13 protein-coding genes are annotated in these 14,449 nt (G+C 66.9%); 5 read left to right on the top strand and 8 right to left on the bottom strand.

All coding sequences use genetic code 11. The annotated features are described in order from the left end of the window. The first annotated feature begins 16 nt into the window (after positions 1–16). The 3 genes from G452_RS19080 to G452_RS19085 are packed head-to-tail and all read left to right on the top strand — an operon-like array spanning position 17 to position 2,369. The gene (locus G452_RS19080) at positions 17–538 is read left to right on the top strand and encodes a hypothetical protein (RefSeq protein ID WP_022662225.1); all 522 of its coding nucleotides are present in this window, start codon (positions 17–19) and stop codon (positions 536–538) included. After that, complete coding sequence (locus G452_RS0110540) at positions 535–1,611, top strand: efflux RND transporter periplasmic adaptor subunit (RefSeq protein ID WP_022662226.1); 1,077 nt, start codon at positions 535–537, stop codon at positions 1,609–1,611. The genes G452_RS19080 and G452_RS0110540 overlap by 4 nt, the downstream gene beginning before the upstream one ends. Positions 1,612–1,613: 2 nt before the next feature. Continuing rightward, positions 1,614–2,369 (top strand): ABC transporter ATP-binding protein, encoded by a 756-nt coding sequence (locus G452_RS19085; protein ID WP_022662227.1) that lies wholly within the window; start codon positions 1,614–1,616, stop codon positions 2,367–2,369. A gap of 222 nt (positions 2,370–2,591) precedes the next feature. Here the strand turns inward: G452_RS19085 and ablB are convergent, their stop codons facing one another. From ablB to G452_RS0110570, 5 genes are all read right to left on the bottom strand, one after another. Further along, positions 2,592–3,452, bottom strand: a complete 861-nt coding sequence (ablB, locus tag G452_RS0110550; protein WP_022662228.1) for a putative beta-lysine N-acetyltransferase — start codon at positions 3,450–3,452, stop codon at positions 2,592–2,594. Then, positions 3,442–4,755, bottom strand: a complete 1,314-nt coding sequence (gene kamA / locus G452_RS0110555; protein ID WP_022662229.1) for a lysine 2,3-aminomutase — start codon at positions 4,753–4,755, stop codon at positions 3,442–3,444. The genes ablB and kamA overlap by 11 nt, the downstream gene beginning before the upstream one ends. A gap of 429 nt (positions 4,756–5,184) precedes the next feature. Further along, positions 5,185–6,090: a PAS and helix-turn-helix domain-containing protein gene (locus tag G452_RS0110560; protein ID WP_022662230.1), complete on the bottom strand. Its 906-nt coding sequence runs from the start codon at positions 6,088–6,090 to the stop codon at positions 5,185–5,187. A 146-nt stretch (positions 6,091–6,236) separates the two neighbouring features. Continuing rightward, complete coding sequence (gene rnhA, locus G452_RS0110565; RefSeq protein WP_022662231.1) at positions 6,237–6,695, bottom strand: ribonuclease HI; 459 nt, start codon at positions 6,693–6,695, stop codon at positions 6,237–6,239. Then, entirely contained in the window at positions 6,692–7,561 is an 870-nt protein-coding gene (locus G452_RS0110570) for a hypothetical protein (RefSeq protein ID WP_022662232.1), read from the bottom strand. The genes rnhA and G452_RS0110570 overlap by 4 nt, the downstream gene beginning before the upstream one ends. Positions 7,562–7,773: 212 nt before the next feature. Here G452_RS0110570 and G452_RS0110575 point away from each other — a divergent pair, with 212 nt between their 5' ends. Beyond that, entirely contained in the window at positions 7,774–9,660 is a 1,887-nt protein-coding gene (locus tag G452_RS0110575) for a methyl-accepting chemotaxis protein (protein WP_027189173.1), read from the top strand. Positions 9,661–9,741: 81 nt separating this feature from the next. Here G452_RS0110575 and G452_RS0110580 read toward each other — a convergent pair whose 3' ends face one another. Next, a complete protein-coding gene (locus G452_RS0110580) occupies positions 9,742–10,977 on the bottom strand; it encodes an ABC transporter permease (RefSeq protein WP_027189174.1) in 1,236 nt (411 codons plus the stop codon). Between the two features lie 107 nt (positions 10,978–11,084). On the opposite strand from G452_RS0110580, the gene G452_RS0110585 reads away from it, so the two are divergent. Then, a complete protein-coding gene (locus tag G452_RS0110585) occupies positions 11,085–12,206 on the top strand; it encodes a sensor histidine kinase (protein ID WP_022662235.1) in 1,122 nt (373 codons plus the stop codon). A gap of 13 nt (positions 12,207–12,219) precedes the next feature. Here G452_RS0110585 and G452_RS0110590 read toward each other — a convergent pair whose 3' ends face one another. Together G452_RS0110590 and galE are read right to left on the bottom strand one after the other, a co-directional pair. Then, a complete protein-coding gene (locus G452_RS0110590; RefSeq protein WP_022662236.1) occupies positions 12,220–13,353 on the bottom strand; it encodes an NADH:flavin oxidoreductase in 1,134 nt (377 codons plus the stop codon). A 117-nt stretch (positions 13,354–13,470) separates the two neighbouring features. Then, positions 13,471–14,448, bottom strand: a complete 978-nt coding sequence (gene galE, locus G452_RS0110595; RefSeq protein WP_022662237.1) for a UDP-glucose 4-epimerase GalE — start codon at positions 14,446–14,448, stop codon at positions 13,471–13,473. Position 14,449 lies beyond the last annotated feature (1 nt).

Genomic DNA, 14,449 nt, shown 5'->3' on the forward strand with positions numbered 1-14,449 from the left:
TCCCCCGGAGAGGACGATGCTGACCGAGTGGGCCTTCCGTTCCTTCTGGCGGAGGCTGCTCTGCCTGATTACCCGACGCGCTCCCCGCGTGACCGGGCATTGCCTGCAATGCGGCCGCTGCTGCCGCGAAATCGTGCTCTGCCACGACGGGCGCTGGGTGACCTCGCCCAAACGGTTCGCCGAGCTGCTCGCGCTGGAACCCGGATACGAACGCCTGGAGCCCGTCGGGCGCGACGCGGACGGCAGGCTGCTCTTCAGCTGCTCCTGGCTCGGCGCGGACAGGCGCTGCCTCTGCCACGAGGACCGGCTTCCCCTCTGCCGTCATTATCCGAGTCCCAGACTTTGGCTGCGGGGCGTGGACCTTCCCCGCTCATGCGGGTATAGGTTGGAAGGACCGGACCTGTTCGGCTTTCTGCGCGGCGAGCGTCCCAAAACGGAGCGGACCTTCGAGCGCCTGCTCGACCGGGAACGGGAACAGGCCGAGGCCCGGAACGCTGAACCACACGATCGAAGTCCGGATTCGGACGAGGAATCATGAAGAAATACATCTTGCTGGCGGTTCTCCTCGCGGTGGTGGCGGGCGTCGTGTTCTGGCGCTCCACCGGGGCGGATACGGAAATCACCGTGGTGGCCACGGGCGTGGTCGAGCGCGGCGAGGTGCGCCGCATCCTGGAGGCCACGGGCATCGTCAAGGCCCAGGTCGGCGCGCAGGTCAAGATCGGCGCGCGCGCCACGGGCGTGCTCGTGAACATCCCGGTTAAGGTGGGCGACGAGGTCGCCGCGGGCCAGCTCGTGGCCGAGATCGACGACCGGGAGATCCGCGCCAAGCTGACCGAGGCCGAGGCGCGCTACAATCTTGCCAAGGCCAAGGCCGAGCGGGCGGCCAAGGATCTGGTGCGCAAGCGCCAGCTCGTTTCCCAGAAGCTCGACTCCCAGTCCTCCCTGGACGAGGCCCTGGAAAACGCCCGCGTGACCCGCTACGAGGCGGATGCGGAAAACGCCAGCCTGAACAGCCTGCGCATCCAGCTTTCCTATTACCGCATCTTCAGCCCCATCAACGGCGTGGTTTCGAACATCACGGCTCAGGAGGGCGAAACCGTGGTTTCCGGGCTCCAGGTCTCCAACCTGATCACGGTGCTCGACCCCACGCGCCTGGAGATGTGGATCTACGTGGACGAGACGGACGTGGGCCGCACCCAGCCCGGTCAGGAGGTGGAGTTCTTCGTGGACGCCTATCCGGACCGGACCTTCAAGGGGCTGATCAAGCTCGTCTACCCGGAGCCCGAGATCAAGGACAACATCGTCTATTACCGCGCGCTGGTGGGGGTGGAGTACGACCGCGAATACCCGCTGCGGCCCGAAATGACCACCCAGTGCCGCATCGTCGTGGAGAAGCGCGAGAACGTCCTGACCATGCCCAACGAGGCCATCAAGTGGGTCGCGGGCAAGCAGGCCGTCTACGCGCTCAAGGACGGCAAGCCCGTCCGGGCGGAGGTGGAGCTGGGACTGCGCGGCCTGGAACGCAGCGAGGTCGTCTCCGGTCTGAGCGAGGGCCAGAAGGTGGCCACGCAGCTCGTGCTGCCCGGCCAGAAGAAGGGCGGAAAGGGCTAGCCGTGGGCGAGGAATCGAGAGAAATCATCCGGCTGGAGGGGCTGGGCAAGGTCTTTGCCTTGCCGGGCGACGGCGCGCAGGAGCCGACCGACGGCAAGGAAGGCAAGGACGGCAAGGACGGGAACAGGCAGGGCGCGCGCGGGGTGGAAGTGCTCCGCGACATCGACCTGACCATCCGCGCGGGCGAGTTTCTGGCGCTTCAAGGCACGTCCGGGTCCGGCAAGTCAACGCTTCTGCACATCATCGGCCTGCTCGACCGGGCCACGTCGGGCCGCTACCTGCTGGACGGCAGGGACGTTTCCACCCTGGACGACGACGCGCTCTCGGACCTGCGCAATCAGCGCCTGGGGTTCGTCTTCCAGAGCTTTTACCTGATTCCCTACGCCTCGGCCCTGGAAAACGTGCTCCTGCCGGGCATGTACGCGGACACGCCCCAGGCCGAGCTGCGCGAGCGCGCGGCAAGGCTCCTGGAGCGTGTCGGCCTGGGCGACCGCAAGCAGTTCAAGCCCTCGCGGCTTTCCGGCGGCCAGCAGCAGCGCGTGGCCATGGCCCGCGCCCTGCTCAACAATCCCGCCGTGATCCTGGCGGACGAACCCACGGGCCAGCTCGACTCCGCCACCAGCGCGGAAATCCTGGAGCTGTTCACCGAGATCAACGCTGCCGGGACCACCATCATCCTCGTGACCCACGACGAAGCCACGGCCGCCGCCGCAAGGCGGGTCATCCGCCTGCACGACGGCAGGATGGTCGAGGGCTAGAGAGGCATTGGGGAAACCCTTTCTTGCAGAACGGGTTTCCCCCAAACCCCCTTCCCAAAGACCGTTCAGCGGGGTGCGATCCGGAGCGCCACCAGCTTGCGTCGCGATGAGCCCCTTCCGCGCCGAAGCGCGGGTGCGCAGCACCAGGTTTCGGCGCAGAAAGGGAGTCCAGAGGGCCGCGGGCCCTCTGGCCGCCGGAGGCGCTGCTTTTCTCTTCTCCGGCTACCCAAGGCTCTTGTGCCAGACGTTCATGCTTTCCAGCCCGCCCGCGATGTTCGTGTTGTTGGGCAGGGTTCCGGCAAAGCCGTACCCGGCCCTGGCAAAGGTGATGTTCATGCCGAAGGAGGCTGCGCGCGCAATGGTGTAGAGCGTGGCCAGCCCCTCTGCGGCCATTTCGCGCTCGGCGCGCGCCAGCAGGTGGGCGGCCAGGCCGCGCCCCCGGTGCGCGGGCAGCGTGGCGAAATCCGTCATCTCCGCGGCGCCGCCGTCGCGATCCACCTCGGCCGAGCAGAGCGCCGCGGGCGCGTCGCCGCGATAGGCCGCGAAGTAGTGCACGTCGTCGTCCATGGTCCCGCGCAGGTAGTCCGGGTCGTGGATGGGAAAGGGATAGGACTCGAAGACCTCGGCGTAGAGCGCGGCCATGTCCTCGGCGTGTTCCGGTCCCAGCTTGCGCAGGCGGTAGCCTTCGGGCAGGCCGCACTTGGGATGCGAGAGCCCGTCCCCGGCGCAGGGGCGCGCCTTGGCCCTGGCCGTGCGCAGCACGTCGCGCAGTTCGGCCGCGTTGGCCGGAACGCGCCGCCAGTCCGCGAAATAGCGGCCCATGAACAGGCCGGACTCCTCGCCGTTGAAGAACCCCGGAACCACGGCCTCGGTGCGGTAGCCCGCCTCGGCGAAGTCCTCGGCGGCTCCGGCCGGAACCTTGGCGAAGATCTTGGTGTAGCCGTTGTCCTCGGCCAGCCGTTCCAGGCGGCTGACGATCCTCGGACAGTCCTCCGGATCCAGGCGCATGAGGTAGGCCCTGCCGTTGAGCGGTCCGTGCTGGACCGTGGAATTGCCGAATTGCGTGACCCGATCAGGCTGCATCCGTTCTCCTTCCGATGCGGTCGTTGTCGATGGGCGTCAGGCTCTGGGTGTCGTCGCTGTCCGAAAGCAGCTTCTCGATGCCCACGCACTTCTCTTCGGCGTCCTCTTCCTTGAGCTGGAGGTTGCAGTCGTCGCAGTTGCGGTCGCAGTACTGGGCCTCGTAGTCCTTGGGCTCGGCATAGGTGGTGATCACTCCCTCGTAGTTGCGCAGGATGACCTTGTTCGTGCCCCAGGACACGACGTAGTTGGGCATGACCGGAATCTTGCCGCCGCCGCCGGGCGCGTCGATGACGTAGGTGGGCACGGCGAATCCGCTGGTGTGGCCGCGCAGGCTCTCCATGATCTCGATGCCCTTGCCCACGGGCGTGCGGAAATGGGTCAGGCCCTCGGAGAGGTCGCACTGGTAGAGATAATAGGGGCGCACGCGGTTCTTCACGAGCTTGTGGTTCAGGGTCTTGATCAGCCGGGGGCAGTCGTTCACGCCCGCGAGCAGCACGCTCTGGTTGCCGAGGGGGATGCCCGCGTTGGCGAGCTTGGCCAGGGCCGCGCGGGAGGTGTCGGTCAGCTCGCGCGGATGGTTGAAGTGGGTGTTCAGCCAGAGCGGGTGGTGCTTCTTGAGCATGTTCACGAGGTCGTCCGTGACGCGGTAGGGCAGGACCACGGGCATGCGCGTGCCGATGCGCACCACGTCCACGTGCTCGATGGCCCGCAGCTCGCCGAGAATCCAGTCCAGGCGCTCGTCCGAGAGCATGAGCGGGTCGCCGCCGGAGAGCAGCACGTCGCGCACCTGCGGGGTGTTGCGGATGTATTCGATGCCCTTTTGCAGGGTTTTCTTGGACGGCACCGAGTCCACGTCGCCGACCTTGCGCTTGCGCGTGCAGTGGCGGCAATACATGGAGCAAAGGTTGCTGACGTGGAAGAGCACCCGGTCCGGGTAGCGGTGGGTGATGCCTTCGGCCGGGCTGTCCTTGTCCTCGTGCAGCGGATCCTTCATGTCGAATCTGCCGATTTCCAGTTCATGGGGCGAGGGGAAGGCCTGCCGGAACACGGGGTCGTTTTCGTAGTCGTCCGCCTCGATCAGCGAAAGATAATACGGGGTCACGGACATGGGGAACTTGTCCACGGTGCGCGAGAAGGCGCGCCGCTCCAGGTCCGGAAACTCCACGCCGAGAAGTTTCTCAAAGCTCTTGATGTCGCGTACGGAGTGGCGCACATGCCATTTCCAGTCGGTCCAGTTGTTCCGCCAGTCTTCCTTGTCCACCCTGCGGGCCACCTGCCGTTGCTGTTCTTCGATGCGCTGCATTTTTCCTCCTGTTTGCGGGCGCGGCCGGATTCGGTTCGGGCCGTCGCCGTGGGCGCTTCCGCCTCCCCGCACTGGGCTTCGGGGAGGTGGGCATGCCTGATTATTGCCGCCGGACAGGGACGAAGACGAAAAGCGGCTGCAATGCGTCGTTTCCATGAATGATGCGCCCGATGCTTCGGATGAGGTGTCGCGAGCAGGCGCGGATGTCCCGAAAGTGTATGTGCCGGATCGGCGGCGAATTGAGAGAAGAATAGTCGGAGCTTGGTCTTGCGTTCAAGGGGGGCTGTCGGGCAGCTATCGGGTATATAAAGCTACCCGATTCGGCCTCGGAACAAATGAGCCTGCAACGGCGCGCCTTGGGGGCGCGGAAGAGGACGCGGAAGAGGACGCGGCCGGGTGCGCGCCCTGGGTTCGAAGATGCTTCCGGCGTCAGTCCAGGCCGGGCTGTCCTTGCAGGAAGGTGGCCAGGGAAAGCTTGCGCCCGCGCAGGCCCAGCTTGCGGCGGATGTTCTTGCGGTGGGTCTGGATGGTCTCGAAGGAGGAGCTGAGCAGGTCCGCGATTTCGGAGCCGCTGCGGCCCGTGCGGATCAGGCGGCAGATTTCCAGCTCGCGCGGGGTCAGCCGCAGCAGCAGCGGCGAGAGGCTTTCGGGATCGCCTTCGGAAAGTCCCTCCAGGCGTTCGCGGATCATCTCCAGATAGCTGCGGCGCAGTTCCGGGGAGGATTCCCCGGCCATGCGTTCCAGCGCGGGCAGCAGGTCGCGCCGCAATTCCTCGATCAGCTCCCGCCGCGCCAGGGTGGCTGCCTCGTCCGCGGAGCGGACCATGCTCTGCAAGGCCAGGTTCATGCCTTCCACTTCGCGGCTCTTGCGCTCCAGCCCGCGCTCCAGGCGGGTGCGGTCGGTGAGGTCGCGCAGGGCGAGGTGGTAGAGGCATTGGTCGTCCGCGTCCATGCGCCGAAGCTGGGCGCGCACGGGCAGGTCGTGCCCGGAGCTGTTCTGGGCGGTCAGCCGCGCGGTCCAGGTCTCATCGTTGTCCAGGGTGGCGTGGGCCGCGCTGAAGGGGTTGCGATGCTCGGCGGCGAGCAGCTCCACCACGTCCCGGCCCTCCACGCCCCGGCCGTCCGGGTCGAAGAGGCGCAAGGCGGCAGGGTTTGCCTGGAGCACGCGCCGTTCCTCGTCGAGCAGAAACATGGGGTCCGAGGAGGTCTCGAAGATCGCGTCCCCCACGGCTGCGGCGTCGGCGGGAATCGGGGAGGCCGCGTTCCGGGCGTCTGCGGTTTCCTCTGCGCCGGGCAGGGATTCCCGAACAGGAATGGAGTCGTGGTCGTTGGTCATGGTCGTTCCGGTTGATTTCGGGGAGGCGATCCTCCCCGATCAACTTTGCCATGAACCGGGCGCGATGCCAAGACGGCGCGAAAAGACGGGAACGGGAAATGAAAGACCGGAATCGGGCGCGCACGGATGCGGCCCCGAGGCCGGAATCAGGCTTCCTTGTCCTCGGGCTGGCCGCTCATGCCGGCCTGGGTCCGGGCGAGCACGTCGCAGCGCTCGTTTTCCGGGTTGCCCGCGTGGCCGCGCACCCAGCGGAAATCCACCTTGTGCTCCCGCACCAGGGGCATGAGCGCGCGCCAGAGATCCTGGTTCTTCACGGGTTTCTTGGCGGCGGTCTTCCAGCCGTTCTTGACCCAGCCGTCGAGCCAGCCCTTGGTCAGGGCGTTGCGCACGTATTGGGAGTCCGTGAAGAGCGTCACGGCGCAGGGTTTCTTCAGGGCGGAGAGCGCCTCGATCACGGCGCGCAGTTCCATGCGGTTGTTGGTGGTGTTGCGGAAGCCTCCGGAAAGCTCCTTGCGCTTGTCCCCGTAGCTGAGCACGGCGGCCCAGCCGCCCGGACCGGGGTTCCCCAGGCAGGAGCCGTCCGTGTAGATGGTCACTTCGTTCACTTGAGTTCCTCTCCGGCCAGTGTCTGCCAGATCTGTATCAGGGCGGTCTTGAGCCCCAGGGGCCAATCCCCGGAGGCGAAGTATTCGTCGAAATGCCGGGTCATGAGCTCGCGCTCGAAGTCCGCGCCCAGGGCGCGGCGCATGATCGGGGGGAAGCTGACGATGACCTGGCGGGTCTTGGGCGCGATGCCCAGGAACATGGTCTGATTGTCCAGGTCGGGAACGATGATCTTGTCGCTGAAGATGCGGACCACGGCCTTCTGGGCGAAGTCGCGCTCCAGGGCCTCGGCAAAGCGCATGACGAAGCTGCGCGTCTGTTCGTCCAGGCTGCCTGTCTCGTCGAGCAGGGGCGCGTTTTCGTCCATGGCCTGCTCCAGGCTGGCGCCCCGGTCGCGTTGCTGGTTCCAGATCAGCACCAGCGCGGACTTCAGCCCGGTCTGCCAGTTCTTGTCCCAGTGGCGCTCGAAGTGCTTGTGTTCCAGGTAGTCCTGAAGCTCGCGCGCCTTTTCGGGATCCCACTCGGGCGGGGCCACGAACACGACCTGCCGTTCCTCCGGGCTGATGCCCAGGAACAGACGGCCCTGGACAGGCTCCGGACGGGACACGGCGCTCTTGCGGATGCGCACGCGGGCGTCGATGCCGAAGCTCTCGCGCATGGTCCGGGAAAAGTCCTTGGCGTAGGCCCGCAGTTGCGGTTCCAGCTTTCCGGTCTCGTCCCAGAGCGGCTTGTCCGCGTAGATGCGTTCGAGCATGTTGCGGTTGTTCTGCCAGAAGGCCCAGCCCACCAGGGCGACGACCAGGAGCATGGCCAGCATGCGGATGAGTCTTTCGAGCGGGGTTTTCCCGCTGATGGAAAAAAGGCGCATGTTTTCAGAGTTCCTCGGCTGGGGTGCGGAGTGGCAGCGGGCGAAGTTCCGCGCTGCGTCATGCGCAAGAGTAGCAGAAAAGGGCGAACGGGTGAATAGTGCCCGGAATAGTCAAAATCGGCAGATTGTTCTGGTTATTTCCGCTGGAAGCGTGTTATGCAGAAGACAAGGAAGAAATCCTGGAGATTTCTTTGAGTACGAGGGGGCATAATATGCGTATCAAGCGGTTTCGCGACTGGGGCATCTTCGCCAAGGTCATGTCCTTGTTCGTGGGGTTTCTAGCCCTGGTCTTCGGGGGAATGCTCTTTTATTACCTGCCGCTCTTCGAGCGCACGCTCATGGGCGAAAAGCAGCAGGCTCTCAGCGACCACGTGGACGTTGCCTGGTCCGTTGTCGCGCACTACGGCACGCTGGAATCCCAGGGCAAGCTCACCCTCGAGGAGGCCCAGCAGCGGGCCATAGATGACGTGAGGAACATGCGCTACCAGGGGGACCAGTATTTCTGGATCAACGACCTGCGGCCCTTCATGGTCATGCACCCCATCAAGCCGGAACTGGACGGCACGGACATTTCCGGCAGCGCCGACCCCAACGGCAAGCATCTCTTCGTGGAAATGGCCAAGGTGGCCAAGGCCGAGGGCAAGGGGTTCGTGGACTACATGTGGCCCAAGCCCGGACATGACGCCCCGCAGCCCAAGATTTCCTTCGTGCGGCTCTACGAGCCCTGGGGCTGGGTCGTGGGCAGCGGCATCTACGTGGACGACGTGGCCGCGCAGACCCAAAAGCTGCGCTGGACCATCCTGATCCCGTTCATCGGCTGCTCCCTGCTGGTCATGGTGCTCGTGTTCTACATCATCCGGGGCATCGTGGGCAGGCTGCACCGCGCCGTGGAGCTGGCCGGGGAAATCCGGCTCGGCGACCTGAGCAAGCGGCTCGACTTCGACCAGCAGAACGAGGTCGGCAAGCTCGGCGAGGCGCTCAACGCCATGGCCGAGGGACTGGAAGACAAGGCCCGGCTGGCCGAGCGCATCGCCGCCGGGGATCTCACCTCGGACGTGCGCGTGGCCTCGGACCGAGACACGCTCGGCCAGGCGCTTCAGCGCATGAGCGGCGAGCTGAACAAGCTCATCAGCCAGGTGCGCGAGGCCACGGCCCAGATGGACGAGGGCGCGAACCAGGTTTCCGAGTCGAGCCAGTCCCTTTCCGAGGGAGCCACGGAACAGGCCGCGGCCATCCAGCAGATCACCAGCGCCATGAACGAGATCGGTTCCCAGACCCGCTCCAGCGCGGAAAAGGCCGCCAAGGCAAGCTCCCTGGCGGACGGCGCGCGCAAGTCCGCGGAGCAGGGCGGCGACGAGATGCGGCGCATGGTCGAGGCCATGGACCAGATCAACGAATCCAGCCAGGCCATCAGCAAGATCATCAAGGTCATCGACGAGATCGCCTTCCAGACCAACCTCCTGGCCCTGAACGCGGCCGTGGAGGCGGCGCGGGCAGGCAGCCACGGCAAGGGCTTCGCCGTGGTGGCCGAGGAGGTCCGCAACCTGGCCTCGCGCAGCGCCAAGGCCGCCCGCGAGACCGCCCAGCTCATCGAAGGCTCGGTGAACCGCACGGCCCACGGCGACAGCATCGTGCGTGAAACCGCGGATTCCCTTTCCGCCATCGTGGAGCAGGCCGCCAGCGTGGCCGCGCTCGTGGCGGACATCTCGGACGCCTCGGACCGCCAGGCCCAGGGCGTGCAGCAGGTTTCCGACGGCCTCAACCAGATCGACGCGGTGACCCAGCGCAACACGGCCAACGCCGAGGAGACCGCCTCCGCCGCCGAAGAGCTTTCCGCCCAGTCCACGGAGCTGCGCGGGCTGATGCACCGCTTCAAGGTCAGGCGCGAGGGCATGGGCGGCAGGCCGGATTCCGACGAGGAGAAGCCCGTGCGCATGGAAGTGCGGCGGGAGCGTCCCCGGAGCCTGCCGGGGTCCGGCGTGCGCACGGAGAAGGGCGCCCGGCAGTCCCGGCCCGCGGAGCAGGGAGCCTGGGACGGCAAGGCTCAGGAGCCCGGCGAGATCATCTCTCTGGATGACGACGAATACGGGCGCTATTAGATTCCATGAAGGCCAATCGCGGCCTTGCGGCGCGCGGCGCGTCGCGGCGGCGGATCACGGGGGGGCTTCGGCCTCCCCTTTCTATTCCCCGCCGCGCAGGGCGTTGATGGGGTCGAGGGACGCGGCCTGCCGCGCCGGCTTGAGCCCGAACACGATGCCGATGGCCAGGGCGCTGAGCAGGGAAAGGAAGAAGACCTTCCAGGAGAACTGGATGGTCAGAATGCCCAGCCGGGTCAGGAGCTGGCCCAGGCCCAGGCCCAAAAAGAGTCCGAGCAGGCCTCCGGCCAGGGTCAGCACGGCGGCCTCCACCAAGAATTGCAGCAGGATGGCGGAGGAACGCGCCCCCATCGCCTTTTTCAGGCCGATTTCCTCGCTGCGTTCGCTCACGGAAAGGGTGAAGAGGTTCACGAGCACGAATCCGCCCACGAGCACGGCGATGCTGGCGGTGACGCCGAGAAAGACCAGCAGTCCGCCCTTGAACATGGCCACGAACTTGAGCACCTCGTCCGCCGTGAGGATCATGAAGTCGTCGTCCTGGCCGTCGCGCAGGCCGTGGGAGTCGCGCAGCAGGCCGCGCAGGTTCTCCACGTGCGCGGCCATCAGTTCCGGTTGCAGAAACTTGACCCGCAGCGCCCGGAAATACTGCCGGTCGAGGTTGAAGCGGACCGTCAGCGTGGTCAGGGGCATGATCAGGCGGTTGTCCAGGTCGCGTCCTCCGCCGGAGGCCATGCCCCTGTAGGAGAGCAAGCCCACGACCTGCACCGGGATGTTGTTCACGAAGATGACCTTGCCCACGGGGGACTCGTCGCCGAAAAGCTCCTGCGCGGGCTGGGCGCCCAGGAGGCAGACCTTGGCCGCGCGCCGCACGTCCTGCTCGGAGATGTCGCGGCCCTCGGCCAGGGGCCAGTTCCAGGAATCCGCGTAGTTGGCCGTGGCCCCCACGCCCTGCACGCCCGTATAGTTCTTGTTCTGGTATTTGACCGTGAGGTCGCCCTTGGCGCGCATGGGCACCACGAGGTACGCGCCCGGAAGGGACTGCTTGATGCGGCGGGCGTCCTCCCAGGAAAGGGTCATGGTGCGCATGCCCAGGGCGCGTTTCTTGATGTCCCCGCCGATGACGAAGGCCGCGTCCGGGCCGAACATTTCGACCATCTCGTGGGCCATGCGGTTGGCTCCGTCCACCGAGGTGACGATGAGGGTCAGGGAGGAAATGCCGAAGGCCACGCCCAAAATGACGAAGAAGGAACGCAGCTTGTAGGCCCAGACCGCTTCCAGGGCCATGTTGGCCACGCGGTTGGCCAGGCGGAGGATTCTCATGCCCGGAGCATAGGAGAAACCAGGGCGCGCGTCCATGCGCCTCTTGCTCTTGCTGCCCGGATGTGGGTATGAATATGACCTGTACGTTTCAGCCCAGGAGGAAGGCAATGCCGGACAAAGCGCTGCATACGGATTTCGCTCCTGCGGAGCGGGAAACGGAAGAGGTCATCCGCGAGCAGGCCAAGCTCATCGCCCGGCACAGCCCCCGCATGATGATCGACGGACTGCCGCTTCCCGTGGTCGTGGTCAATTCGAAGCGTCAGATCGTCTTCTGCAACAAGAAGTTCGAGGTGTTCTCGCGGGAGCAGGAGGACGTTCTCCCCCTGGGCCGCAGACCGGGCGAAGCGCTGGGCTGCGCCTATGCCGCGCTGAGCGAAGGCGGCTGCGGAACCACGCGCTTCTGCCGCTTTTGCGGCGCGGCGCGGGCCATCCTGCAAAGCCTGGACGGAGGCCATTCCGTGGAGCTCTGCCGCCTCGTGCGCAAGCGGGGCGAGCATACCTGTCTCGACTTCCAGGTCTTCGCGGAGCCGCTGCTCTGCGAGGGCGTGCCCTTCGTGCTTTTCAGCGTGCTGGACATCAGCAAGGAACTGCGCCTGGAGTCCATCCGCCACAAATTCCTGGCCGACGTGCGTCGCCGGGCCGAGGCCATCAACCGCATGTACGTGAGCGTCAGCCGCGACCAGGGCAGCGAGTCGGCCAAGGGCGGCCTGTTCGCCCTGGGCTACGCCTCGCGCATGCTCATGGAGCAGATCGATGACCAGTCCCGGCTCTTCGACGCGGAGGACGGCCTGCTCGGCGTGGCCGAGGAACGGCTGAACGCCTGCGAAGCCTTGGAGCAGGCCCTGGCGGGGCTGGAAAAGGTCCGGGAAGGGGACGTCGTTCTGGACCCCTGCGCCGGGCTTTCCGTGTTCGCGGATCGCCACCTGCTCGATTACGTGCTGCGCCAGCTGTTCGAAAACGGACTGGAAGCCGCGCAGGGCAAAGGCCAGATCCATGCGGGCTGCGTGGACTACGGCCACGAGGTGGGCCTGCGCGTTGGCTCGCCGGATCCGCTGCCGGAAAGGGTGCGTCTGCAACTGTTCCAGCGCGGCTTCACCACCAAGGGCGAGGGCCGCGGCCTGGGGCTGTACTACGCCCGGCTGCTCGCGCGGCGCTACCTGAACGGCGACGTGCTCCACCTGGAGGCCGAGCCGGGCGCGGTCTTCGAGGTGCGGCTGCGCAAGGGCTGAACCCCGGACAGGACTATGCCCCGGCGGCCTTGTCGCGCTCGCGTTCCTCGGTGAGGCAGCAAAGCCCGCGCTCGGAAAGGGCCGCGCGGAAGCAGAGGTTGTCCGAGACGCATCGGGCCGGGCTGCGGTCCCCGGCGCGCCAGCGCCGGATCAGGCCCGGCTCGCGCACCAGCGGCCGGGACATGGAAACGAAGTCGCAAATTCCCTGCGCATACAAATCTTCCGCCACGTCCGCGCTGCGGATGCCGCCCACGAGCATCAGGGGCAGGCCGCGTTCCTTCTTGAAGCGTCCGGCCGCCTCCCGGAACCAGGCCTGCTTGTCGGGCGTGTCGAATCGGCCCGTGCGCACCGGAACATTGGCCCCGGAGAGCATGGTTCCGCCGGAAAGCTCCACCGCGTCGACGCCCATGTTTTCCAGCCTGCGGGCCAGCAGCAGCGCGTCCTCGAGCACCAGTCCGTCGTCCAGGTAGTCCTGGGAATTCATCTTCAGCAGCACGGGAAAGCCGTCGCCCACCTCGGCGCGCACGGCCTGGAGCACTTCCAGCAGGAAGCGGGCGCGGTTTTCCAGGCTGCCGCCGTACTCGTCCTCGCGCTTGTTGTAGTGCGGCGAAAGGAACTGGCTCAGGCAGTAGCCGTGGGCCGAGTGGACCTGCACGGCGTCGAATCCGGCCTTTTTGGCGCGGCGGGCCGCGTAGCCGAAAGCGTCCACGATCCTGCCGATGTGTTCGCAGTCCATGGCGGTGCAGATCGTCTTGCCGTCCAGGATCAGCTCCGAAGGCCCGGCAGGCAGCTCGCCCGTGGGCAGGGGCGCGGCGTGCGCTCCGGCGTGGGCCAGTTGCAGGGCGCAGGCGCCGCCCGCCGCGTGCACGGCCTCGGCGAGCATGGCCAGCCCGGAAAGGCGCTCGTCCGCATCCACGCCGAGCTGCCCCGCGCGCACCTTGCCGTCCGGCGAGACGTAGGCGTGGCCGGAAACCACCAGCCCCACCTCGCCCTCGGCCAGGGCGCGCCAGAGGTTCGCCAGGGCCGGGGTGCCGTTGCCGTCCTGGTCCGCCAGCCCCTCATGGGTGGCGGAGCGCACGAAGCGGTTGCGCAGCCTCATTCCATTGAGCGTCGCGGGATCGAAAAGCGTTCCGGCCTGTGCGGGCATGGAGCCTCCTTGGCTTCGGCGAAGCCGGTTCCGATGGGGTGTGATGCGGTTGCGGCGTCGCCGGAGCGCCGCCGCCTCTTCCTGATCCCGGAGCGGACGTGTCCGCGGGGTTCGGCGTCAGTCCCGGCAGTCCTTGAGATGCCAGTCCCAGGCCGTGCGCACGATGGTTTCCAGGTCGCCGAAGCGCGGCTCCCAGCCCAGCTCGGCCTTGGCGCGGCCGGACGAGGCCACGAGCACAGGCGAGTCTCCGGCGCGGCGGCCGCTTTCGACCACGGCGATGTCGCGGCCGGTCACGGCGCGGGCCACCTCGATGACCTCGCGCACGGAGTAGCCGCTGCCGTTGCCGAGGTTGAAGGCGCGCGTCTCGCCGCCCTTGAGCCAGTCCAGGGCCAGGGCGTGGGCCTCGGCCAGGTCGCTGACGTGGATGTAGTCGCGCACGCAGGTGCCGTCCGGGGTGGCGTAGTCCGTGCCGAAGATGGAAATGTTTTTGCGCAGGCCCAGGGCCGCGTGCAGCACCAGGGGGATCAGGTGCGTTTCCGGCACGTGGCGCTCGCCGATCTCGCCGTCCGGGTCGGCTCCGGCCGCGTTGAAGTAGCGCAGGCGGCAGGAGGCCAGACCGTGGGCGCGGTGGTAGTCCTCCAGCATCTGCTCGACCATGGCCTTGGAGTGGGCGTAGGGCGAGAGCGGCCGCTTGGGGTGGTTCTCGTCGATGCGTTCCTGCTCCGGCTCGCCGTAGACCGAGGCCGAGGAGGAGAAGACCAGCCCGCGGACCCCGTGGCGGACCATGGCGTCCAGGAGGTTCAGTGTCGCGGCCACGTTGTTGAGGTAGTACTTGTTCGGGTCTTCCACGGACTCGCCCACGGCGATGTACGAGGCGAAGTGCAGGACCGCGTCGATGGGCGCGGCGGCAAAGGCCCGCTCCAGGGCCGGAGGGTCGAGCAGATCCCCGGCGATGAACTCGCCCCATTGCAGAAAGTCCGCGTGGCCCGTGACAAGGGAATCGAAGACCACGGTCTCGACGCCGCGGGAGGCCAGGAGCTTGTTGACGTGGGAGCCTATGTATCCGGCTCCTCCGGTGATCAGGACGGCGCACATG

Source organism: Paucidesulfovibrio longus DSM 6739, from assembly GCF_000420485.1.
GTDB lineage: Bacteria > Desulfobacterota > Desulfovibrionia > Desulfovibrionales > Desulfovibrionaceae > Paucidesulfovibrio > Paucidesulfovibrio longus.

Coding starts and splice junctions, on each gene's coding strand:
- G452_RS19080 (WP_022662225.1), top strand. CDS start 17: ATGCTGACCGAGTGGGCCTTCCGTTCCTTCTGGCGGAGGCTGCTCTGC.
- G452_RS0110540 (WP_022662226.1), top strand. CDS start 535: ATGAAGAAATACATCTTGCTGGCGGTTCTCCTCGCGGTGGTGGCGGGC.
- ablB (WP_022662228.1), bottom strand. CDS start 3,452: ATGCAGCCTGATCGGGTCACGCAATTCGGCAATTCCACGGTCCAGCAC.
- kamA (WP_022662229.1), bottom strand. CDS start 4,755: ATGCAGCGCATCGAAGAACAGCAACGGCAGGTGGCCCGCAGGGTGGAC.
- G452_RS0110560 (WP_022662230.1), bottom strand. CDS start 6,090: ATGACCAACGACCACGACTCCATTCCTGTTCGGGAATCCCTGCCCGGC.
- G452_RS0110570 (WP_022662232.1), bottom strand. CDS start 7,561: ATGCGCCTTTTTTCCATCAGCGGGAAAACCCCGCTCGAAAGACTCATC.
- G452_RS0110575 (WP_027189173.1), top strand. CDS start 7,774: ATGCGTATCAAGCGGTTTCGCGACTGGGGCATCTTCGCCAAGGTCATG.
- G452_RS0110580 (WP_027189174.1), bottom strand. CDS start 10,977: ATGAGAATCCTCCGCCTGGCCAACCGCGTGGCCAACATGGCCCTGGAA.
- G452_RS0110585 (WP_022662235.1), top strand. CDS start 11,085: ATGCCGGACAAAGCGCTGCATACGGATTTCGCTCCTGCGGAGCGGGAA.
- G452_RS0110590 (WP_022662236.1), bottom strand. CDS start 13,353: ATGCCCGCACAGGCCGGAACGCTTTTCGATCCCGCGACGCTCAATGGA.
- galE (WP_022662237.1), bottom strand. CDS start 14,448: ATGTGCGCCGTCCTGATCACCGGAGGAGCCGGATACATAGGCTCCCAC.